General features: G+C 28.2%; 26 protein-coding genes and 1 other annotated feature. Of the genes, 3 read left to right on the forward strand and 23 right to left on the reverse strand.

All coding sequences use genetic code 11. The annotated features are described in order from the left end of the window. Positions 1 to 137: 137 nt before the first annotated feature. Positions 138 to 692 (reverse strand): tryptophan transporter, encoded by a 555-nt coding sequence (locus ACI48P_RS11585; RefSeq protein ID WP_475215841.1) that lies wholly within the window; start codon positions 690 to 692, stop codon positions 138 to 140. Between the two features lie 139 nt (positions 693 to 831). Continuing rightward, positions 832 to 1,099, reverse strand: a binding site (T-box leader). 222 nt (positions 1,100 to 1,321) lie between these two features. Here ACI48P_RS11585 and ACI48P_RS11590 point away from each other — a divergent pair. Beyond that, the gene (locus ACI48P_RS11590; protein WP_475215843.1) at positions 1,322 to 1,795 is read left to right on the forward strand and encodes a pyridoxamine 5'-phosphate oxidase family protein; all 474 of its coding nucleotides are present in this window, start codon (positions 1,322 to 1,324) and stop codon (positions 1,793 to 1,795) included. Between the two features lie 103 nt (positions 1,796 to 1,898). On the opposite strand, the gene ACI48P_RS11595 is transcribed toward ACI48P_RS11590, so the two are convergent. From ACI48P_RS11595 to ACI48P_RS11605, 3 genes are read right to left on the reverse strand one after another with little or no spacing between them, the layout of a single operon-like run. Next, positions 1,899 to 2,477, reverse strand: a complete 579-nt coding sequence (locus ACI48P_RS11595; RefSeq protein WP_475215844.1) for a flavodoxin family protein — start codon at positions 2,475 to 2,477, stop codon at positions 1,899 to 1,901. Between the two features lie 55 nt (positions 2,478 to 2,532). After that, positions 2,533 to 3,630, reverse strand: coding sequence for a Nif3-like dinuclear metal center hexameric protein (locus ACI48P_RS11600; protein WP_475215845.1), 1,098 nt, complete (start codon positions 3,628 to 3,630; stop codon positions 2,533 to 2,535). Positions 3,631 to 3,650: 20 nt separating this feature from the next. Further along, the gene (locus ACI48P_RS11605) at positions 3,651 to 4,337 is read right to left on the reverse strand and encodes a tRNA (adenine(22)-N(1))-methyltransferase (RefSeq protein WP_475215847.1); all 687 of its coding nucleotides are present in this window, start codon (positions 4,335 to 4,337) and stop codon (positions 3,651 to 3,653) included. Positions 4,338 to 4,432: 95 nt separating this feature from the next. Here ACI48P_RS11605 and ACI48P_RS11610 point away from each other — a divergent pair, with 95 nt between their 5' ends. Continuing rightward, positions 4,433 to 4,621 (forward strand): hypothetical protein, encoded by a 189-nt coding sequence (locus tag ACI48P_RS11610; RefSeq protein WP_475215849.1) that lies wholly within the window; start codon positions 4,433 to 4,435, stop codon positions 4,619 to 4,621. 93 nt (positions 4,622 to 4,714) lie between these two features. Here the strand turns inward: ACI48P_RS11610 and rpoD are convergent, their stop codons facing one another. From rpoD to ACI48P_RS11665, 11 genes are all read right to left on the reverse strand, one after another. Beyond that, entirely contained in the window at positions 4,715 to 5,881 is a 1,167-nt protein-coding gene (rpoD, locus tag ACI48P_RS11615; RefSeq protein ID WP_475215851.1) for an RNA polymerase sigma factor RpoD, read from the reverse strand. Positions 5,882 to 5,902: 21 nt separating this feature from the next. After that, on the reverse strand, positions 5,903 to 7,741 hold the full coding sequence (gene dnaG / locus ACI48P_RS11620) for a DNA primase (RefSeq protein ID WP_475215853.1): 1,839 nt from the start codon (positions 7,739 to 7,741) through the stop codon (positions 5,903 to 5,905). 349 nt (positions 7,742 to 8,090) lie between these two features. After that, positions 8,091 to 8,870 (reverse strand): 3-deoxy-7-phosphoheptulonate synthase, encoded by a 780-nt coding sequence (aroF, locus tag ACI48P_RS11625; protein ID WP_475215855.1) that lies wholly within the window; start codon positions 8,868 to 8,870, stop codon positions 8,091 to 8,093. Then, positions 8,845 to 9,357, reverse strand: a complete 513-nt coding sequence (gene folK / locus ACI48P_RS11630; protein WP_475215857.1) for a 2-amino-4-hydroxy-6-hydroxymethyldihydropteridine diphosphokinase — start codon at positions 9,355 to 9,357, stop codon at positions 8,845 to 8,847. Before folK ends, aroF begins: the two co-directional genes overlap by 26 nt. Next, entirely contained in the window at positions 9,350 to 9,715 is a 366-nt protein-coding gene (folB, locus tag ACI48P_RS11635; RefSeq protein ID WP_475215859.1) for a dihydroneopterin aldolase, read from the reverse strand. The genes folK and folB overlap by 8 nt, the downstream gene beginning before the upstream one ends. An 11-nt stretch (positions 9,716 to 9,726) precedes the next feature. Beyond that, a complete protein-coding gene (folP, locus tag ACI48P_RS11640; RefSeq protein ID WP_475215860.1) occupies positions 9,727 to 10,518 on the reverse strand; it encodes a dihydropteroate synthase in 792 nt (263 codons plus the stop codon). 21 nt (positions 10,519 to 10,539) lie between these two features. Continuing rightward, positions 10,540 to 11,112 carry a GTP cyclohydrolase I FolE gene (folE, locus tag ACI48P_RS11645; RefSeq protein ID WP_475215862.1) on the reverse strand — a complete coding sequence of 191 codons (573 nt, stop codon included), beginning with the start codon at positions 11,110 to 11,112 and terminating at the stop codon, positions 10,540 to 10,542. A gap of 17 nt (positions 11,113 to 11,129) precedes the next feature. Further along, positions 11,130 to 11,831: a hypothetical protein gene (locus ACI48P_RS11650; RefSeq protein ID WP_475215864.1), complete on the reverse strand. Its 702-nt coding sequence runs from the start codon at positions 11,829 to 11,831 to the stop codon at positions 11,130 to 11,132. 12 nt (positions 11,832 to 11,843) lie between these two features. Then, positions 11,844 to 12,596 carry an aminotransferase class IV gene (locus ACI48P_RS11655; RefSeq protein WP_475215866.1) on the reverse strand — a complete coding sequence of 251 codons (753 nt, stop codon included), beginning with the start codon at positions 12,594 to 12,596 and terminating at the stop codon, positions 11,844 to 11,846. Further along, on the reverse strand, positions 12,586 to 13,935 hold the full coding sequence (gene pabB, locus ACI48P_RS11660) for an aminodeoxychorismate synthase component I (RefSeq protein WP_475215868.1): 1,350 nt from the start codon (positions 13,933 to 13,935) through the stop codon (positions 12,586 to 12,588). Before pabB ends, ACI48P_RS11655 begins: the two co-directional genes overlap by 11 nt. A 1-nt stretch (position 13,936) precedes the next feature. Further along, positions 13,937 to 14,521 (reverse strand): anthranilate synthase component II, encoded by a 585-nt coding sequence (locus tag ACI48P_RS11665; RefSeq protein WP_475215870.1) that lies wholly within the window; start codon positions 14,519 to 14,521, stop codon positions 13,937 to 13,939. Positions 14,522 to 14,816: 295 nt separating this feature from the next. Here ACI48P_RS11665 and ACI48P_RS11670 point away from each other — a divergent pair, with 295 nt between their 5' ends. Continuing rightward, the gene (locus ACI48P_RS11670) at positions 14,817 to 14,999 is read left to right on the forward strand and encodes a hypothetical protein (protein WP_475215871.1); all 183 of its coding nucleotides are present in this window, start codon (positions 14,817 to 14,819) and stop codon (positions 14,997 to 14,999) included. A gap of 62 nt (positions 15,000 to 15,061) precedes the next feature. On the opposite strand, the gene ACI48P_RS11675 is transcribed toward ACI48P_RS11670, so the two are convergent. The 8 genes from ACI48P_RS11675 to ACI48P_RS11710 all read right to left on the reverse strand — a co-directional run bounded on the left by ACI48P_RS11675 (position 15,062) and on the right by ACI48P_RS11710 (position 22,124). Next, positions 15,062 to 15,385: a hypothetical protein gene (locus tag ACI48P_RS11675; RefSeq protein ID WP_475215873.1), complete on the reverse strand. Its 324-nt coding sequence runs from the start codon at positions 15,383 to 15,385 to the stop codon at positions 15,062 to 15,064. Positions 15,386 to 15,509: 124 nt separating this feature from the next. Then, on the reverse strand, positions 15,510 to 16,202 hold the full coding sequence (locus ACI48P_RS11680; protein ID WP_475215874.1) for a polysaccharide deacetylase family protein: 693 nt from the start codon (positions 16,200 to 16,202) through the stop codon (positions 15,510 to 15,512). A 23-nt stretch (positions 16,203 to 16,225) separates the two neighbouring features. Further along, complete coding sequence (locus tag ACI48P_RS11685; RefSeq protein ID WP_475215876.1) at positions 16,226 to 17,242, reverse strand: CAP domain-containing protein; 1,017 nt, start codon at positions 17,240 to 17,242, stop codon at positions 16,226 to 16,228. A 237-nt stretch (positions 17,243 to 17,479) separates the two neighbouring features. After that, entirely contained in the window at positions 17,480 to 18,250 is a 771-nt protein-coding gene (locus ACI48P_RS11690) for an MORN repeat-containing protein (protein ID WP_475215878.1), read from the reverse strand. Positions 18,251 to 18,629: 379 nt separating this feature from the next. Next, positions 18,630 to 19,496 (reverse strand): YitT family protein, encoded by an 867-nt coding sequence (locus ACI48P_RS11695; protein WP_475215880.1) that lies wholly within the window; start codon positions 19,494 to 19,496, stop codon positions 18,630 to 18,632. A 481-nt stretch (positions 19,497 to 19,977) separates the two neighbouring features. Further along, entirely contained in the window at positions 19,978 to 20,667 is a 690-nt protein-coding gene (locus ACI48P_RS11700) for an LrgB family protein (protein WP_475215882.1), read from the reverse strand. Beyond that, the gene (locus ACI48P_RS11705; RefSeq protein WP_475215883.1) at positions 20,660 to 21,031 is read right to left on the reverse strand and encodes a CidA/LrgA family protein; all 372 of its coding nucleotides are present in this window, start codon (positions 21,029 to 21,031) and stop codon (positions 20,660 to 20,662) included. The genes ACI48P_RS11700 and ACI48P_RS11705 overlap by 8 nt, the downstream gene beginning before the upstream one ends. Positions 21,032 to 21,146: 115 nt before the next feature. Continuing rightward, the gene (locus ACI48P_RS11710; protein WP_475215885.1) at positions 21,147 to 22,124 is read right to left on the reverse strand and encodes a WG repeat-containing protein; all 978 of its coding nucleotides are present in this window, start codon (positions 22,122 to 22,124) and stop codon (positions 21,147 to 21,149) included. Positions 22,125 to 22,238: the final 114 nt, after the last annotated feature.

Genomic DNA, 22,238 nt, shown 5'->3' on the forward strand with positions numbered 1-22,238 from the left:
CTATTAGCTTAATCAACTATTTAACCTTACTTATTCTATTCTAATTAGTATTTATAATTATTAATATTTTTATATTAAGAAAGTAGCTTTTTATAGTTTAAGCTACTTTCCAACTATTTATTTATATTTTTTTATATTTATTTTGCCCTTTGATAACTTACTCTGCTTATTGACATATTTACAACTTTATATAAAAACATTCCTGCTACTAAGTTTATAACTATTGCTGGTGCTACTGCTACCATAAATAAAGCTTTTAAACTACCAGGTAATCCTACTAAAATTTGTGCACTCAATAAAAATATTGTTCCACTTACTAATGTTCCAACTGGGAATATAACTGATGCTATTACTAAGTCTTTTTTCTTTTCTTGTAGTTTGTTTATTATTGGTAATCTATACATTACATACATCATTGCATACATTATATTTGCAGTTACTACTTTATCTATAATATTTGGAACTTGACCTGCTGGGAACTTTGTAGTTAAAGCTGTGAATATTCCTGTTATTAGTCCTGCCATTAAGCAAGTTTTATAATCCTCTTTGTTTAATATCATTATTGTAAATAACATAGCTAAAGCCATATCAGGTTGCATTGGTAATCCTAATGCAGGTGTGATTTGGTGCAATAATAACCCCATTGCTAAAAGTATTGAATTTAAAACTAATTTTCTTGTATTTGTTTTCATGATAATTCCTCCTAATATAATTTAATTTAAATTTGTTTTGCCAATGGCCTTCTTCATCGTCTCTAAATTCTAACTTTCATACCATAATCATCACCTACTTTCGTTTATTTTCCTTGCATAAAAAAACTCCGCCCTAAATTAATAGGACGGAGTGTATCCGCGTTGCCACCTAAATTATGTATGGTGAATATAAGTATACACTTATGCCATACATCTCTCATTTTCAGGTACTATCATACCCTATTCGCTATAACGTGCGACTCACGGTAAAGTCTACTCTCATAAATATGATTTCAATTTACTCCTCTAAGGCCCATTCACTAAATTTCTTCTTGCCAAGATTCCACCATCCTCAGCTCTCTATATTGAACCTAAACTTAGCTACTATCCCTTGTCATAGGATTTATTAACTTATTTAAGATACTATACCATTATTTTGAAACTGTCAACTAGTTTATTTATATGTTTATATACTATTTTTGTTACACCCTTAGAATATTTTTCTTAAAATAATTAATTGTTCTTTTAAGGATTATTAATATATAATTAATTTAAATCCAGTTATATACCTAATTTCAAGAAAAATAATTTACAAAAATAAAATATATAAATATTCTATTGGAGGTTTTATGTTTAGAGAAATGAGAAAAAAAAGTAGAGAAATTTCTAAAGAAGATAGTATAGAAATATTAAAAAAATGCAACGAAGGTGTACTTTCAACAGTTGGAGAAAATGGATATCCATATGGTGTAACTGTTAACTATGTTTATGTTAATGATTGTATTTATTTCCATAGTGCAACTAAAGGCCATAAGCTAGATAATATAGCTTATAACAATAAAGTGTCTTTCTCTATAATGGATGATATTACTATACTACCAGACAAATTTAGTACCATGTATTCAAGCGTTATTGTATTTGGTAAAGCCTCAATTGTGGATGATGAAGAAAATAAATTTGCTCTTTTAGAATTAATAAAAAAATATTCACCACAGTTTTTAGAAAGTGGTAAAGTGTACATAGAAAAAGCAGCAAAGGCTACTAATGTTGTAAAAATAGAAATCGATCATTTAACTGGTAAAAGTAACAATCCTAATAATTAATAAAATTTATTTTACTACATAATCTGTACTTAGATTATGAATCATCATGATTTATTTATACGTAAAAAAGCCTATAATCTGTTATTAGCTTATAGGCTTTTTTCTATTTATTTAATAAATCTAAGTTATTTAGATAATTTTTTATTCCATTCTTAAAGTCATCGCTTAACTTTACACTTGACTCTGGACCACCAACATGGATAATTCCATATGCAGGTTGGTCACAACCTATATTACATGGTACTGATAGTACAGTCATTCCCATATGTTTAGCAAATATATTCATAGCTTGAAGTGTAAATTCTCCTCCACCATATGTTGATGCAGTAGTTGTAAATGAACTAAAGTGAGTACCCTTAAAAGGTGCATTTATCCATACGTTTGTAAAGCTGTCCATAAACATTTTCATTTGTCCTGAAACATTACCGTAATAAGTTGGAGAGCCCATAAATATAACGTCATAATCTAATAGTTCTTCTCCATTATTAATAATCTCTATTTCCTCAAACTCATTTATATATTCTTTTGCATTTACTAAGTACTCAGGTAGTAATGGTCCCTTATTATCTTCAACCCTAAATATTTTAGTTTCTAAATTCATATTTTCTAAAACTTTTTTGTACTCTCTCGCAACTAAGTATGTACTTCCACAAGAACTGTGAAAAACAATAGCAATTTTCATATAAATTATCCCCCTATTTTAACTTTTATGAATAACTATAGTTTATATATTTTTATTATATAATTTTAAATGGATTTAAATATATGCTACTTTCTATAACTTCTACTTCTTCAACATTGTCTAAGAATCGCTTCATTACACCTTTAAATATGTCTTCTGTCTCAAAGTGACCACAGTCTACTATGCACATTCCCATATCTAGTGCATCTTGTGCATCATGATATTTTACGTCTCCTGTAATAAGTACCTGAGCTCCTTGTCTCTGTGCTTTTTTAACCATATCAGCACCAGAACCTGTAACTAAAGCAACTTTATTTATCTTAGTTTCTATGTCCCCTACAACTCTTATATTTTCCATATTTAACTTAGACTTTATGTTATTGCATAATTCTTCTAAGGTAATACTTTCTCTAAGCTTAGATATTCTTCCTAAGCCACTTCCTTCACCCTTATTTTCTAACTTATATATATCATAAGCTACTTCTTCATAAGGATGAGCATTAATCATATTACTTATAACTCCTCCTAGAAGCCTTTGAGGTACTATAGTTTCAATTTTAACCTCATTTACACATTCTACTCTACCTTCTTGTCCAACAAACGGCTGAGTACCTTCTAGAGGCTTAAAAGTGCCTACACCTTCACTATTAAAAGTACAATTGCTATAATTACCTATATGTCCAGCCCCAGAATTTGCTAAAGCATTTCTAACTACATCTACATGACTTACAGGAACAAATACAGCTATCTTATATAATACGTCACTTTTAGTTATCTCAAGTACCTTTGAATTTTCAAATCCCATTATTTCCATAAAGTAATCATTTAGACCATCAAATGCTATATCGAAGTTTGTATGCATTGAATAAAGTGCTATATCTTTTTTTATAAGCTTATGTATAAGTCTACCTTTAAAGTCTCCAGTATTTATTTTATTCATCTTTGAAAATATAAATGGATGATGAGTTATTATTAAATCAATATTATTTTCTATTGCCTCATCAATAACTTTTTCATTTGCTTCAAGAGTAACAAGAACTTTTTTAATATTAGCATCAAAATCTCCTACTAATAGTCCCACATTATCCCAATCATAAGCTAAACTTAATGGATATTTACTTTCTATTTTTTTTATAAGGCTTTTTAATTTCATATTATCATCCCCTTAATGATTTATATTAATTTATTTAACTTTTCAATAGCTTTTAAACTGTCTTCTCTTTTCTTATCTATTGCTTCACCAGTTTTTCCTTCTATTTTTTGTAATATAGAGTTGTAAGCAAATATTTTTTTATCAATAAATTCTTTAAGTAGCTCATCTTTATTTTCTATTAGTTTTTTCCCTACTTCATAGAATATCTCATCTTCTACATCAGTGTTTTTACCAGTGTATACTACACTTAAAATTTCATATATTCTAAAATCTTCTTTAACTAAGACTTCATCTAATATTTCATAACCATTATTTAGTAAAAAACGTCTTAATTCACTTTGGGCTTGCATAGGTTGAAGTATTAATTTATCTAAAGAGTGAGCAACTTCTGCTTTAGCTTCTAATAATTCACTTATTAATATTCCTCCCATACCTGCTATTATTACTTCATCAACTTCTCCTTTTTCAAGTACTTCTATACCTGAACCTAATCTTAAGTCAACTTTTTCTAATAACCCATTTCTTCTAACTTCTTTTCTTGCATTTTCTAAAGGCCCTTTATTAACATCTGCAAGTATTGCAAAAGGTACTTTTCCTTTGTTTAGTAAATAAACAGGTATATATCCATGATCCGTTCCTATATCTGCTACTTTTTTACCTTCTGTTACTATAGATGCTATTTTTAATAATCTATCTGTTAATTTCAAAGTCTGTCATCCTTTCATTTTTATAAATTCTCTTTATTATTTATCCTAATATTATTACTAAAAACACTAATAATATTTAATAGGAGGTGTTTAATTTGCCTAGAACAAACAAATTTAAATCCAATTATAAACCAACCTATAAATGGGGTGCTAATACTACTTTGTGGGCAAGTGAGACTGAGCAAAAGCTAATTCAAGAAGCTCAAAGTAATATTGAAAACAAACCCAAGGAAGAATTAGAAAAGGAAATAAATTATGGAAAGAGAATTAATTATTGGCATTAGTAATATTATATCATTTATTAATCTTTTATTTTAAAATATCTATAACTTAAAAATTCGCCTTAAAACTTAAGGCGAATTTTTTATATATAAACTTTAATCTAAATAATCTCTAAGCTTCTTAGATCTGCTTGGATGTCTTAGTTTTCTTAAAGCCTTAGCTTCTATTTGTCTTATTCTTTCTCTTGTAACATCAAACTCTTTACCAACTTCTTCAAGAGTTCTAGCTCTTCCATCTTCAAGACCAAATCTTAGCTTTAATACTTTTTGTTCTCTTTCATTTAATGAACCAAGTACTTCTTCTATTTGCTCTTTTAATAACGAATATGCAGCAGCTTCTGCTGGTGCTGGAGCATCGTCATCTGGTATAAAATCTCCTAAATGACTATCTTCTTCCTCACCTATTGGAGTCTCTAAAGATACTGGATCTTGAGCAATCTTCATTATCTCTCTAACTTTTTCTTCAGTCATATCCATTTCTTTAGCTATTTCTTCAGGCTTTGGATCTCTTCCTAATTCTTGAAGTAATTGTCTTGATACTCTTATTAACTTATTTATTGTTTCAACCATGTGAACAGGTATTCTTATAGTTCTGGCTTGGTCAGCTATAGCACGAGTTATAGCTTGTCTTATCCACCATGTAGCATAAGTACTAAACTTGAATCCTTTAACATAGTCAAACTTCTCAACGGCTTTAATTAGCCCTAAATTTCCTTCTTGGATTAAATCTAAGAAAAGCATTCCTCTTCCAACATATCTCTTAGCTATACTTACAACAAGTCTTAAGTTTGCTTCAACTAATCTTTGCTTAGCTAGTTCATCGCCTTCATGCATTCTTTTAGCAAGCTCTACCTCTTCATGTGGCTTTAATAAAGGTATTTTACCAATTTCTTTTAAATACATTCTTACAGGGTCATCTATACTTATTCCTTTTGGTAATGATAAATCTATATGCTCTATTTCCATCATAGAAGCATCTTCATTCATCTCTTCTTCTGATCCTGAATCTATATTTTCTAATTCTAAATCATCGTCGTTTGCAGAAAAATCTATTTCAACCTTTTCATCTTTATTTTCTACTACTTCTATCCCTAAGTTTCCTAATGTAGTATAAAGATTTTCAACTTGATCTTTATCTAATTCTGTTTCTGAAAAAGCTTCCATTATTTCAGCAAGTGTTAATGAACCTTGCTTTTTACCTTTTTCTATTAATGATTTTGCCGTTACTCTTTTTGATTCTTTTTTTGGTGTTTTAGTTTCCATAATTCTACCTCCTTTCCTTTCCTATAATCTTTGTAACATTCTTCTTATTTCAACTATTTTTAAAGCAATTTCCATAACCTTAACATCTACCTCTTTCACGTCATTATTATTTTTGCTCTCTTCTATTGTCTTTTGTTCTTGTAATAATCTATTTATTTCATCTTGTAGTCTATTCTTCTTTACATTTTTTACTATCTCATCAATACTTTTAGTATCACTTAAGTTTAATACATCCAATGATATAGACTCTAAATCTTTTAAGTATTCTTCGGATATATTCAAATCTTTGATTTTGTCAATAGTTATTTTGTCCAATTCTTGATTTTTAATTATGTATTTCAAAATTTCTTTACTATCTTTTATAATAAAATCACTTTCGTCAAGCTTTAAAATTATTGTATCTCTTAGAGTTTTGTCATTTAACATGATTTTTATAAGAGTTTCTTCAACAAATTGCTTTCCTTTTGTTATTGTTTTTGGCTTATCTATGACTTTTTCTTCTTTTTTATTCGAATTCATATTATATTTGTTGTATTTGGTATTATTATTGTACGATTTGTTATTATAGGCTTTATTGTAATCTTTTCCATAAACTTCCCTTTTTATTGATTCTACACTTATATCTATTAAATTGCTTAGATATTTTGTATAGTAGTCTATTTCCACAGGGCTTTTTATTTCTTTAATTACTTTAGATGCTTCCTTTGCAAACTTAACTCTGTCTTCATCTTTTTCTAAATTATAATTTTTCTTAAGATGATCTATCCTATACTTGATGTAGTTAGTGGAAACTTCCATTGCCTTATTGTATTCTTGCAGACCATATTTTCTAATAAATTCATCTGGGTCTTTAGATTGCTTAAGATTTAAAACTTTAGTGTTAATTCCCTGTTTAGTTAATATTTCTATAGCTCTTAAAGTTGCTTTTATTCCAGCATCATCTGAGTCATATGAAATTATAGCAGTATCAGCATATCTCTTTATTAGTTGTCCTTGTTGCTCTGTCAAGGCTGTACCTAGTGTTGCTACCACATTATTTATACCATACTGATGAAGTGAAATTAAATCCATATATCCTTCAACTAAAACTATAGTTCTATTAGTTATACTTTTTCTAGCAAAGTTCAATCCATAAAGATTTTGCCTTTTATTAAATATCAAAGTATCAGGAGAATTTAAATATTTTGGTAATGAATCATCTAAAACTCTTCCACCAAAACCTATTACATTTCCTCTATAGTCAAATATTGGAAATATAACCCTATTTCTAAACTTATCATAAGCCTTTTTTCCATCCCGTGAATAAGCCACAAGACCACAATCAACTAATTCATCTTTGTTGTAACCTTTAGACTCTAAATGTTCTAAAAGTTCATTCCATGAACTAGTTGCATAACCTAATCCAAATTTTTTAATAGTTTTATCGTCAAGACCTCTGTTTCTTAGATATTGATAGCCTGGATTTTTATTACTTATTAAATTAGAGAAATAAAATCTAGCGGCTTCAACATGTATGTCTTGATATTTTTTTGCTTTTTCTATCTTTAACCTAGCTTCTTCGTCAATGTTTGTGTTTAATTCTATACCACACTTATTAGCTAGTAATTTTACTGCGTCCATGAATTCTAGGTTCTCTATCTTCATGACGAAATTAATAACGTCTCCACCTTCTTGACAACCAAAACATTTATATATCTGCTTAGCAGTATTTATGTAGAATGATGGCGTCTTCTCTCCATGAAAAGGACATAATCCCTTGTAATTCGAGCCCGAAGGTTGTATTTTTATGTAGTCTGATATTACACCTGAAATATCACACCTACTTTTTACTTCTTCAATAACATCTTTTATATCGTTCATGTTATCACCTTCACGTGATTTTTTTTGTTAACATTTCTATTTTACAGTAAATTTCTAATTTGTCAAATACTCATTATACAGATTTCGACTTTTTTTGTTAATATCCTTCTTTAACTTTAATTTTCTTTATTTCTTTTTATTACTGTAAGTTTTCTTATTATCTGTTTTTGTTAACATTGTATTACTTTTTCCTATTTTTATATATCTTAACCCTTGTTTTTTTATTTTATTTGTGATTTTTTATTTTTTTCTCAAAAAACTTATTAACAAAAAAAAGCACCTCAAATAAATTATTTGAGATACTGATTTTTCTATCTAAAATTATAATTATATATGATTTTTTATATAATTATTTTATTGCATTCATTAAATCTTCAAATTCTTCAAAATGAAGAGATTGCATTCCATCAGATAATGCCATTTCTGGATTAGGGTGTACTTCTACCATTATACCGTCTGCACCACATGCAAGTGATGCTACTGACATTGGTTTTACTAAATATCTAACTCCTGTTCCATGACTTGGGTCAACAACAACAGGTAAGTTTGTTTCTTTTTGTATTATAGGTACTGCAGCTAAGTCTAATGTATTTCTTGTATAATCATTGTAAGTTCTTATACCTCTTTCACACATTATTATATTATGGTTTCCTTCTATAGCAATATACTCTGCTGCTCCTATCCACTCTGAAATAGTTGCTGCTATTCCTCTTTTTAACATTACTGGCTTGTCTTGCTTTCCAACTTCACTTAGTAAAGTAAAGTTTTGCATATTTCTAGAACCTAATTGAATAATATCACTGACTTCATATAACTTATCTAGCTCTCTAATATCCATTAGCTCTGTAATTATAGCCATACCAGTTTCTTTTTTAACTGCTTTAAGTATTTCAAGACCTTCTTCTTTTAAACCTTGAAATGAATTTGGTGAAGTTCTAGGCTTGTATGCTCCACCTCTTAAAACATTTGCACCTTTACTTTGAACAAACTTTGCTGTTTCTAAAAGTTGTTCGTAACTTTCTATTGCACAAGGACCTGCTATTATTAGCGGTTCTTCTTTTACTATTATCTTTTTATCATTAGAATTTATTTCTATTTTAGAATTATACTTTAATAGGTTGTTTTTCATCACCTATAAACTCCTTTACGTCTTGTCTTTCCTCATCTTTTAGTAAGTTTAAGTAATTACCTATAGTTTTGCCTTTTATAGTAAGTTCATCATTTAAATCTAATAATGGTATTAGAACAAAGGCTCTATCTTGAATCCTTGGATGAGGTATTGTTAAATTTTCATCGTCTAATATTATATCATTAAAAAATAATATATCAACATCTATAGTTCTTGGTCCCCACCTAATTATTCTTTTTCTATGTAGAGCTTCCTCCACATATTGACAAACCTTATGAAGCTCCTTTGGGCTAAGACTTGTCTTTAATTCTATACATATATTTAAAAAGTCTGCTTGTTCTGTATATCCCCAAGCTTTCGTTTCATATATTTTTGATTTCTTGCTTATTCTTATATCCTTATTTTCATCTAACAGCGCACAAGCTCTCTTAAGATGATCTACTCTATCTCCCATATTAGTTCCAAGTCCTAGATACACCTTATTCATTTCTACTTCTCCTTATCTCAACACCAAAATAATCATATATACCAGGTACTGGAGCTTCTGGTTTTTTTACTCTTATCAAAACAGAATTAATAAGTTCAAATTTATCTAAAACTTCTATAGTAATATTTTCTGCTAACGCTTCTAAAAGATTAAATCTTTTATTTTCAACAATATTTTTTACAACTTCATATACATCAGCATAACTTACAGATTTATACATATCATCAGTTAAGCCAGCTTCTTTAGTATCTAAATAAAGCTCCATATCAATAAAGAACTTTTGTCCTAAAACACTTTCTTCTTTTAATAATCCATGGTAGCCATAAAAGCCTAAGTTATTAAGTAGTATTTTATCCATTTAACTATCCTCTACTTTCTATAAATTGCATCTGCCATCTTAGCAGCTTTTAAGTTTTCAGCCACATCATGAACCCTAACTATGTCTACTCCATCTCTAACACCTAGTACAGTAGTAGCTATAGTACCTTCAAGTCTTTCTTTAGGCTCAACATTTAAAACATTACCTATTACAGACTTTCTAGAAGTTCCAAGTAATACTGGGTATCCTAGCTCATTTAACTCTCCTAGTCTTCTTAAAACTTCAAGGTTTTGTTCAAATGTTTTACCAAAACCAATACCTGGATCTAAAACAATCTTATTTTTATCTATACCTGCTTCTAAACCTAATTTTATACTTTCTTCTAAAAACTCTTTTATACTTTCCATTATGTCTTTATCATAATCTGTTTTATCTTGATTATGCATTATACATACATAAGCATCATATTTAGCAATAGTTTTTGCCATATTTTCATCTTTTCTTAATCCCCATACATCATTTACCATTTCAACACCAAGTTTAAGTGCTTCTTCTGCTACCTCAGCCTTATATGTGTCTATAGATATGGGTACATTTATTTCTTCTTTAAGCCTTGTTATAACAGGTACTACTCTTTTTATTTCTTCTTTTGCATCGACATAGTTGTGACCAGGTCTTGTTGATTCTCCACCTAAATCTACTATGTCAGCGCCTTCATCTACCATTTCTTTTGCATGTTTTATAGCCTTATCAAGGTTACTAAAATCCCCTCCATCAGAAAAACTGTCTGGAGTTACATTTAATATTCCCATTATATAAGTTTTTTTCCCGTATTCAAACATAATTTATCTCCTAAAAAATATTTATTTCATTGTTATTAAACTCATAGCTTCAGCTCTTGATGCTATATCTTTTTCAAATATACCTCTAACTGCAGATGTTATAGTTTTTGAACCAGGCTTTTTAACACCTCTCATAGTCATGCACATATGTTCAGCTTCAACTACAACAATAACACCATATGGCTCAAGTTCTTCCATAATAATATCTGCTATTCCTTTAGTTATTCTTTCTTGCAATTGTGGTCTTTTAGCATATGCTTCAACTACTCTAGCAATCTTAGATAATCCAGTTAGTTTTCCATTTTTAGGTATATATCCAACATGAGCTTTTCCAAAGAAAGGTACTAAATGATGTTCACAACATGAATAAAATGGTATATCTCTAACTAAAACAAGCTCTTCATGTACTTCATCTTGGAATAATACTTTTAGATGCTGTCTTGGATCTTCATGTAGACCAGAAAATATTTCTTCATACATTCTTGCTACTCTATCCGGTGTATCCATTAATCCTTCTCTATCTGGATCTTCACCTATTGCCTCTAATATATCCCTTACTGCTCTTTTTATTTTATCTTTATCTACACTACTCATTACTTTCCCCCCTATTTCTAGTACGTTAATTTTATAGATTTTAAATTATCTAAATCTCTAAACACATAATCACATATTTTAACTAAATCTTCATAACTTCCATCTTCACTATAATCCTTTATAGCTTTATATAATTTAGCATCATCTTCTTTTAATACTTTCAATAATTTTTTATCTTTAGGTTTCCAGAGATCATTTACACTAAAATAAGCAACAATTAGATCCCTTAAGTATAAATTTCTTATAAAATCATATTCAAAATCATCATAGACCTCTTTATTTTCAAGTCTAGATATTTTTGAAATAGTTTCAACTTTTAAAAACTGTTTTTCGTCATAAGATAGCTTGTTAGGACCCTCTAAATACTTTCTTTTACATAAAGTTATTATATTACTTCCTGTACTATGCTTATCATAAACTACTACTGCATCTTTCATTTCATTTAAGAAGAAATATTCTTTTTTGTCTATTAAGTTTTTAAATCCATTTCTTGAAAAATAGTTTATGTCAAACTCAATACCTTCTATTTCTTTTACTACTCTAACTTGATCTTCTCCTTGATTTACAAATACGAATATATCTATATCATTAATATCCAAATTTGGAGAACTAAAGTTTATATTTTTACTTGATCCAACTAAAAACACTGAAATAGTATTGCTGTTTTTAATTATTTTTTCTAATTCTTGATTATATATTTTATATATCTTATTCGTCATATTCTTTCTCCACTAACTATGATTTGATTGTGAGCAAGCTAGTATCTCGTTGTATAGCATATTTTCCTTATCATAAATTATATTTTCTATTTGTGTAACTTTCATTATACCCATTAAGCTGTTAGTAATAAACACGAAATTAAAGGAATTTATTTCCGACACATTTATTCTTTTTTCTATCAACTCAATATCTAATTCACCACAAATATCTTTAATCCTTTTTTTCATTGTACCATTTAGTATTGGTAACTCAAAACTAGGCGTATATATAGTTTTATCTTTAATAAAAAATATATTACTCATTGAGCATTCTAGTATAGTTCCATTTATGTCTAAAAATAATCCATCATCAAATCCATTTTCATTGGCAAAGTTTTTAGTGTAAATATTTTCAAAGTAATTAGTTGTTTTATGTTTATAAATCAAACTTTCTCCTCTCTTTATAGGAGATATATTTAATTTAAAACCATTCTCATAGTCTTCTTTACTATAAGAAATATCTCTAGTTGAGATATTGTATCCTTCATCAAATATAGTAATTCTTAATGCTTTATTGTAAACTGAATTTTTATAAATGTAATCTATAATTTCCTTTTCTAAGAACTCTCTTTCATAATTTATATTAAGTTTTAATGCTTCTATAGAGTTATACATTCTATCCATATGCAAATCTAAACCTATAGGCTTATCAGTAACTTTTATTGTTTCGAATAGCCCAATACCAAATTTGCATAAAGTGCTATCAAAAGATATATTATTCTTCATAATAACCTCTTAATGCCTTCATAATTGATTTTGCTTTATCTAAGGTTTCTTGATATTCATCATCTGGATTAGAATCCCAAGTCATCCCCCCACCAACTTGGAAATATACATCAGATTCTTTTTTTACTATAGTTCTTATAGCTATATTTAAGTCCATATCTCCGTTAAATCCTATATAACCAATAGAACCTGTATAAACATTTCTCTGTGTTGGTTCTAGCTCATCAATTATCTCCATAGCTCTAATTTTAGGTGCACCTGTTATAGAACCTCCTGGGAATGTTGCTTTTATTACGTCTACAACATCCTTACCTCCTTCTAGTTCACCTACAACAGTTGATACTAAGTGATTAACATTTGCATAAGGTTCTATTACAAACAACTCTGGAACCCTAACAGTACCTATTTTTGATATTCTTCCAATATCATTTCTTTCTAGGTCTACTATCATTAATAATTCCGCTCTATCTTTCTCACTATTTCTTAATTCCTCTTGTAACTTTAAATCTTCTTCTTCATTTTCACCTCTTGGTCTTGTACCTTTTATTGGTCTAGTCTCTACTATATTATCTATACATTTTATAAATCTTTCTGGTGAGTTAGATAATATATTATTTTCATCAAAGTTTAAAAATGCCCCAAAAGGTGCCGGACTAATTCTTCTTAAATCTCTATATAATTCAAAGCTTGATAAACTTGTTTTCCCACTAAATCTTTGTGTTAAATTAGCTTGATAAATATCACCTTTTTTTATATACTCTCTTACTTTTTCAACACTATTTTTAAATTCTTCCTTTGTAAAGTTTGAGGTTAATTTAATAGACTCTACTTCTTTCTCTTCGTAGCAGATTTTGTCTATTCCATTTATTTCTGCTTCTATTATTAATTTTTCTATATTGTTTATTATCTCTTCCTCTAAAGGTATATCTAAATCAGGTGATGCAATATAAGTTTTATTTTCCAAATGATCTACTACTATAACATGGTTATATAGCCCAAAGTACATATCGTACACATTAGTGTCATCAGTTGCAGTTCTAGGTAGTTTTTCTATATAATTTCCCAGGTCATAAGATAAGTAACCTACTGCTCCACCTATAAATGGAAGGTTTGTATCATTTTTTACTTTATATTTATTTAATTCTTTTTTAAGTTCATCTAAAGGATTGTTATCGCTGTTTTTATACTTAAGAATTTTAAATGGATTGCTACTAATAAAAGAATATCTTCCTAATTTATTTTTATCCATTGCACTATCTAAAATAAAACTATTACTTTCATCTTTAAATATTGTAAATATCTCAAAAGAATTTAACTTTGTACTTATTTCTCTTATCATATTATATCTTTATCCCCTCTCTAGCTTTCTTTATGAAGTTTCTAAGTATTTCATGACCTTGTTCTGATAAAATAGCTTCAGGATGGAATTGAACGCCTTCAATTAGATATTCTTTATGTCTAATTCCCATTATTTCATTATCTTTAGTCAATGCTGTAACTTCTAAATCATTAGGTAAGCTTTCTTTTTCTACTATTAGAGAGTGGTATCTAGTTACATTGAGTGGATTGTTTAATCCTTCAAATACTCCTTTGTCTGTATGGTTTATACTATGTACTTTACCATGTACTGGCTCAGTTGCTCTTATAACCTTGCCTCCAAATGCATGTCCTATCGTTTGATGTCCTAAACAAATACCTAGTATTGGTTTTACACCCTTAAAATGGTGCACAACATCTATACAAATCCCAGCCTCTTTAGGAGAGCATGGCCCAGGTGATAATACTATTATCTCAGGGTTTAACTTTTCTATTTCTTCAAGGCTAATTTCATCATTTCTCTTTACAATTATTTCTTCTCCCAATTCCCCAATATATTGAACCAAATTATAAACAAAAGAATCATAATTATCTATCATAAGGATCATTAATATGCCCTCCTAAGTTAAATTTTTATCTATATATAAATATTAATATCATATGATTTATATAAGTATATTATTGTTAAATTTTTATATATAATTTTATTTTTATAGTTATTTAAGATTAATTTCTATAAAATAATTTATCACATTACTTTTTTGTATGCAACTAAATATCCATTTTGGTAAAAATGTAAAAAAACATAGATTTTTTTGATGAAATTATTGGTTTTTTATTTGGTATATTAAAGCTTTATATACAAAAAATAATTACAAATATATTATCATTGGAGGCATTGAAATGAACAGATATATCATAATTAGATCGGATACAAAATCTATATCTTCTCCTATGCCAAAGCAAGAGGCAATAAAAAAATTAAAACTATATGATAGCCAGGGTATAACTAGTTATTTAGTGTCTCGAAATAGACATATAGACTATAATTATAGCAATAAATCTAATATGTACAAAGGATATTAAAATAAATACCCCTTCGCACAAATTGAAAACCATTATAAATTTCTTTATACGTAAAAAAGGAGCTATAAGCTCCTTTTTGATAATTTATATCCAGAATTAACATACTTTTCTTTTTTACCTTTATTTTCTCTCGTTTTAATCAATTCATTTATCTTGTCAATGTATATATCATCTTCACTAAGCCTAATCAAACTCGTTAGATAATACCCATCTGTACTTTTAGGTATCTTCTTATTAATGACTAGGTCTATGGCAGTTTTTGCTGCCTCAAAGTGCTTTAAGTGCGTGTGACCCTCTTGAAAAACCTTCTTTGTATTGTATGCAATAAAACCTTCTTTAACTTGAAATATTATAAATTCTTTCTTTTCATAAATTTTGTTATACATTAAATCAATCCTTCTCAAGATAGTCTTATTATATAATATTAAAACTTTCAAAAAATGTTTATCTTTATAAAATATATTTTAAAGTTTTTTAATGTATAACAGTTATTATTTTTATTGTTATTATTTATTCGCCTAATAATTGTGATACTGTAACAAATTCAAATCCTTTACTTCTCATTTCTGGTATAAGAATTTCTAAAGCTTCTACAGTATTATCTGTTGCATAATCATGTAAAAGTATAATATCACCATTTTTAGCATTATTAGTTATAGTGCTTGCTATTTTAGATGCTGGAGGGTTTTGCCAATCTCTAGCATCTAATGTAGACCATAATATTATTTTATATCCACAGTCTTTGGCTATTTGTGCTAATGCTTCTTTTCTATAACTACCATATGGAGGTCTAAACAATGTAGGCTTTTTACCTGTAAGCTTCTCCAAAATATCTTCACACTGTTTTATTTCTCCTTGTATTTGGCTACTACTTAAGTTTGAAATATCAGGATGAGTAAAAGTATGATTTCCTATTTCATGACCTTCCTCACTAGCTCTTATAAGAGGTTTCTGGTACCAATTAGCATGTTTTCCTGCAATAAAGAAGGTACCCTTTACATCATATTTTTTTAACACATCTAGTACTTTGTCTGTTTCTTTTGGGTGTGGACCATCATCAAACGTAAGAGCTATAACTTTTTTATCTCTAGGTCCATGATTTACAAATACTTCTTCTTCCTCAGCGTATATATTTATACTTTGACTGAATAATAATACTGATGCTGCTAATATTGCTAATAATGTATTTTTCTTACGTCTCATATATAAGCTTCCTTTCAAATATTTTAGTTATAATAAAAATTTTGAGTGTAGTATAAGCTATAATAACCACCAAAACTCACTCCAACTCCTATATTATTATAATTACCCAAAATATTTTTTCTATGTCCTTCAGAATTCATCCATGCTTCATGAGCATAAATTGCACTTGTTTGGCCTGCTGCAATATTTTCAGCTGCTCCAAGATATACAATACCTTCACTTTTCATTCTATCAAATGGATTTTTATTTTCCTTATTTACATGGTCAAAATAATCCTTTTCTAACATATCTTGGCTATGTTTTCTTGAGCTTACTGTGGCCTTTTCGCTAAAACTTAGCTTGTTTAAATTTCTTTGTGCTCTAACACTATTAGCTAAATCTATAACTTGTAGTTCAAGACCCTTTCTTAAGTCTTCATCCTCTTTGGCATATATTCCATCTAAACTATTTTCTACCTTTTCATTTAATACTTGAAAAGCGCAAATTCTATAATCTTCATAAATATCATAAAAAACAGTTATATATTTTTTATCTTTTTTTATTATGTCATATTGATCATCAGAGCTAATGATATATCTAGTATTTCCTTTTTTCTTGTATTCTAATGGTTCATAATTTTCTCTAACATAATCTCTATTATAATCAAGTTTAATTTTATCACTTTCACAAGTATTAATTGAATTACTATAAAGTGCTGCAACCTTTTCTTCTTCAATTCCTACCATGAAAAACTTATCTCCATATTGATTGTAGACATACCATTTAAAGCTATATTCACTTTCATCTATTCTTCCTGGTTTACCAACTTTATTAATAACAGATTCTAAGCTATCACCAATTTTTATATCTTCATAATTTTTTATATTAATCTCTGAATTTGATGTTGTGGATTCACCATTATCTTCTACAACATCATAGCTAAGTGTTTCAGTAATTTCCTCAGACTTCTTATCTTTAAATTTATCTATAGCATATTTTAATTCTCCGTTATAAAGGAAGAATACTACCACAACTAAAACTAATGCTATTATTTTTTTCAATTTATCACTCCTAAGAATTCTTAATATATACTATTTTTTATTAATAACTATTTCTACATTAATAAAAATAATCATCCTATAATCCAATAATTTTTATTCGCTAAATTTTTCATTATACGCACATTATAGACCTACATAATCTGCGTACAAGTAAAAAAGGATATATTATTTTATAGACTATAAACTAATAATTTATACTATAAAACAATATATCCTTATATTTTTTGAACTCATATATTAAAGTTTTATTGAAAATATTTCATCTAGACTTCTATTAAATATACAAGGCTTATCAAACTTCCAAGTTCCTTCATAAGCTAGCTCATTATCTATGTAGAATGTCCCAAATCCATGCTTCTTACCTTGAACAAATTCACCTACATACCATTTTCCCTCTTCCCAATAGTATGTTCCATGACCATGTACTAAATTATTTTTCCATTCACCGTCATATATTATATTTCCATCTTTATCAAGGCAAACACCTTTCCCATCCATATTACTTTTTCTAAATTCACCTATATAAGTGGTTCCTTCACTCCATCTATATATTCCATGACCATTTTTCAAGCCTTTTTCCCAATTACCAATATACTCATTTTGGCTAATATAACACATTTGACCTATCCCACTTATTAAATCATTTTCAAAGTTTCCTATGTATACGTTACCATTAGCTAATGTATACATACCTCTTCCATGCTTCATATCTTCCTTAAATTCTCCTGTGTACTCTACTGTTCTGTCATTATCATCTACAAAAGAAAAAGTTCCTCTTCCATCCATTTTTCCATCAACTAACTTTCCAATATAAGTATCACCATTTTCAAAAGTATATATCTTGCTTTTACTGCTTTGATTTACTAATCTTAGTTGGCCACTCTTAATTTCTTCACTCTTAGATATAAACTTTTGCTTTCGTCTTATTGATCTCACATCTTTTGTTATTTCATTAATTGTTTTCAAATATTCTCTATATATATTAATGTACTCTTTTGGCAAATTCATATTTTGTTCCTCCACTGGTAATAATAAGTATTACTACTTCACACTTATTATATATTAATTTACATGTACTTTTCTATATATAATGCAAAAAATACCATATTTACCATAATAAAAACAAAAAAATAGAGTATACCCGAATAGGTTTACTCTATTTTACACATACCACGTTACCCGATTGTAATAAATAGCTTATATGCTACCCGTCCAGAATTATTGCTAAATATGTGCAACACTTTCCCCCACACATCTTATGTAAAGGGATTCCGATAAGATTTTATCACTCTAGAGTATTTAAGAGGAGACGTAGCATCCTCCTCCTGGTTTTATTATATTAAAAAATTATTGTTTTTATACACTAATTTTCTTCATTTTACTAAAATTATAAATATTTTTCTTTAAATCCTCTTCCTTTAACTTCTGTTACATCATTTACTGATATAAAAGATTTTTTATCATATTTAAGTGCTATTTCCTTAATTTTAGGAATTTCATTAGATGACACTATACAATATATAATTTTTTTCTTTTCATGAGTATAAGCACCTTCTGCTTCTAAGAATGTAACCCCTCTAACCAAATTCTTCATTATTTCATCTGCTATTGGTTCACTTTCCTTTGATATAACCATTACAGATTTTTGTGAGTTCATTGCATCTTTAGCAAAGCTCATTGCAGTTGCATTGATAAACATTCCTATTAACGTATATAAAGCTAAATCCATACCAAATAATATTCCACCTAATGAAACTAATATAATGTTTATTGACAATGTAGTGTCTTTCATAGGTATATTCTTTTTAAATTTAAGTATGGCTGCAATAATATCAGTTCCACCTTGAGATGATTTTGTTCTAAATACCAACCCAGTACCTACACCTGATAATAAACCTCCGTATACACTTTGAAGTAATATATCCTTTACTGGTATAAATTGACCAATTTCTTGAGTCGCTCCTAATAATACAGAGAATAGTATCATGTTTATTAAACTAGTTATACAAAATTCTTTCTCTAAGTATATAAATCCTAAAACAAATATAGGTATGTTAATTATAAATGTTAATAAACCTATATTAATATCTGTTAAATAGTTTATTGTAGCAGCTGCCCCTGTAACTCCTCCACTTAATAAGTGGGCTGGTCTTAAGAATCCATTAATCCCTATACTTGCTATTACCATTCCTAGAACAATAACACAATATCTTAAAAAAATATTATCTTCCAGAGTGGTGTTTACTTTACTCATTTTTTTCTCCCTTCAAGTTTTATATGCCTTTTAGCATAACTACTTTCTTCTAATTATTAATTGCTCTTTGCCTAAGCATTAATCCCATGATATATTATATTACCTTTTGAATATATGTCTAGTGTATTTTTTGATGTGATTTGTTATAAAATTTACTTTATTTCAATATTTTGGATAAAATAATTTTATTACTATCAAATCACAAAAAGTACACTATCTTAACTTGCAAAATTTAACTAGTCAATAAAATTTCCTATATTTATTATTCTCACTGTTAATACATGCTACATACTTGTTTTTTATTATAATAACCTTTAGTTTATATTTATAAAATACATAGTAATTTATTGCTCATATGAAATAAATGAAAGATAATCCATCATATCAATGTCTTATCTTTCATTCAAAGCAATCAGAAATTCATTTTTCAAAATATTTAAACTTTATTCATTATATATACTATATTATATTTAAGTTGATTTTAAAAGAAGTTTATTATTATAGGAATTAAAATAACTGTAAGTATTCCAGAAATACCTATAGATAATCCACTCATAGCACCCTCTACCTCACCTAATTCTAATGCTTTAGTTGTACCAAGCGCATGTGCTGATGTTCCTAATGCTATCCCTTTAGCAACAGGGTGTTTTATTTTTACTATTTTGAATACAAAAGGTGCAATTATAGCTCCTAATATGCCTGTACAAATTATTGAAACTACTGCTATGGACTCTATACCATCAAGAGTGCTTACTAATGATAATCCCATAGGTGTAGTTATTGACTTTGGAATTAATGAATTAATAATATCTATATGTGCATTAGTAAATCGACCTATTATTACTATTGATATGAAAGATACTAATACACCACAACTTATGCCTATTAATATTTCTTTTAAATACTTCTTGAATAGTCCAAATTGTTTATATAAAGGCACTGCTAGAACTATTGTAACTGGCCCTAAAAAGAAATTCATACTGTCTGCGCCACTTTTAAAACTTTCATATGGTATTTTAGTTATATTCAAAAATATTATTATACCTATTATAGTTACCAATAATGGATTAAGAACTGGATTATTTGTCTTTTTATTAATATATACTGCTATATTAAAAAATAAAATCGTTAATATAATTCCAAATAATGGTGTTTCTAAAATATTATACATCTTCTCTCTCCTTCGGTCTTTTACTAATCATATTTTCAACTACTAGCCCTGTAATGCACATAACTGCTGTTGTACTTAATACTATAGTTACAGTAAGTACAAATATATTCTCTCTAATTAAGTCCATAGAGCTCATAAGAGATACACCTGCAGGCACAAAAAATATTGCCATATTATCTAAAAACAAATCACTAATTTCTTTTATTGAATCTAATTTAATTAATTTGAATTGTAATGCTAAGAATAAAAGAATCATTCCCACAATACTTCCTGGGATGATAACAAATCCACTTATAAAGGAGCTAATATATTCTCCTAATGCCCATATACCAAATATTAAGGCTAATTGATTTAATAATTTCATCTTGTCCTCCCTTTGTATGTCTCTTATTTGTTTTGATGATAAAAAAAATCAAAGGGACCTTAGTCCCTTCCCTATACATTTTATATATTACTACTTTGATATATAATTTTCAAATTTAATTTGCGCTGTCTAAAATTAATTTTCCTTTTTTATCAATATAATTATTACAATTTCCATTCATAACTTGAGCATATCCATCTTCAAAATCAGATATAGAATCAAACATCGGAATTATTTCAATATTACCTGATTTATTCAAAAATCCCCATACACCACCTTTAGGCATACTAATCCCTCTGCTTAATGAACTTGAACCAATATTAAACCTAGCTAATCCTTCACTAAAATTACATGCATAGTCATAAATAGGATCAATAACCAATTTCCCATCAATATTTATATATCCCCATTTATTACCTACACATACAGATGCTAACCCCTCATAGAATGGCTTTGCTTTGTCAAATAATAAATCTATCTTTAAACTACCACTACTATCAATGTACCCCCACTTATCATTTATTCTGACAGCTGCTAGACCCTCTGAAAAGTCCGTTGCTATATCAAATTCTGGGTATATTATTTTTTCACCATTTTTATTTATATAGCCATACTTATTTTTATATTCCACTAATGCCCTATCTTCAAAAAATTGGCTTACATATGTATATTTAGGGCTTATTTCTATATCTCCATCTTTATTTAGGTATCCCCATCTTTTGTTTATTTTAACCCCTGCCAATCCTTCTCTAAAATTTCCTGCTGAATCATATTTTGCATCTATTACCTCTTTCAAAGATGTATCCATATATCCATAGTTACCATTTATTTTTATCCTCGATAAACCCTCGTGAAACTCTGATGCACTTTCTAAGTGCAAAAATAATTGTACATTTCCATTTTTATCAATATATCCAAAAACCCATCTTATAGATCTTCTTATCTTTTTGATATAGGTTATTACACAATAACCATCTCTAAACCGTTCCGAAACATATTTATATTTTGGTTTTATTATTGTATTAGTATCTTTATCAATAAAGCCATACTTTCCATCCTTAAGAACAGGAAGAAATAGCTCCTTCTCTACCATACTTCGCCCCCCCTACAAAATAATTAACTAATATCTCACTACTTCATTTTATTAATCTTAGGGGCATTGTATTCACCTTTCATTATTTGATAAATTTCTTAAAATCAAAAAGGC

This window comes from Romboutsia sp. LXY-2 (genome assembly GCF_056171995.1).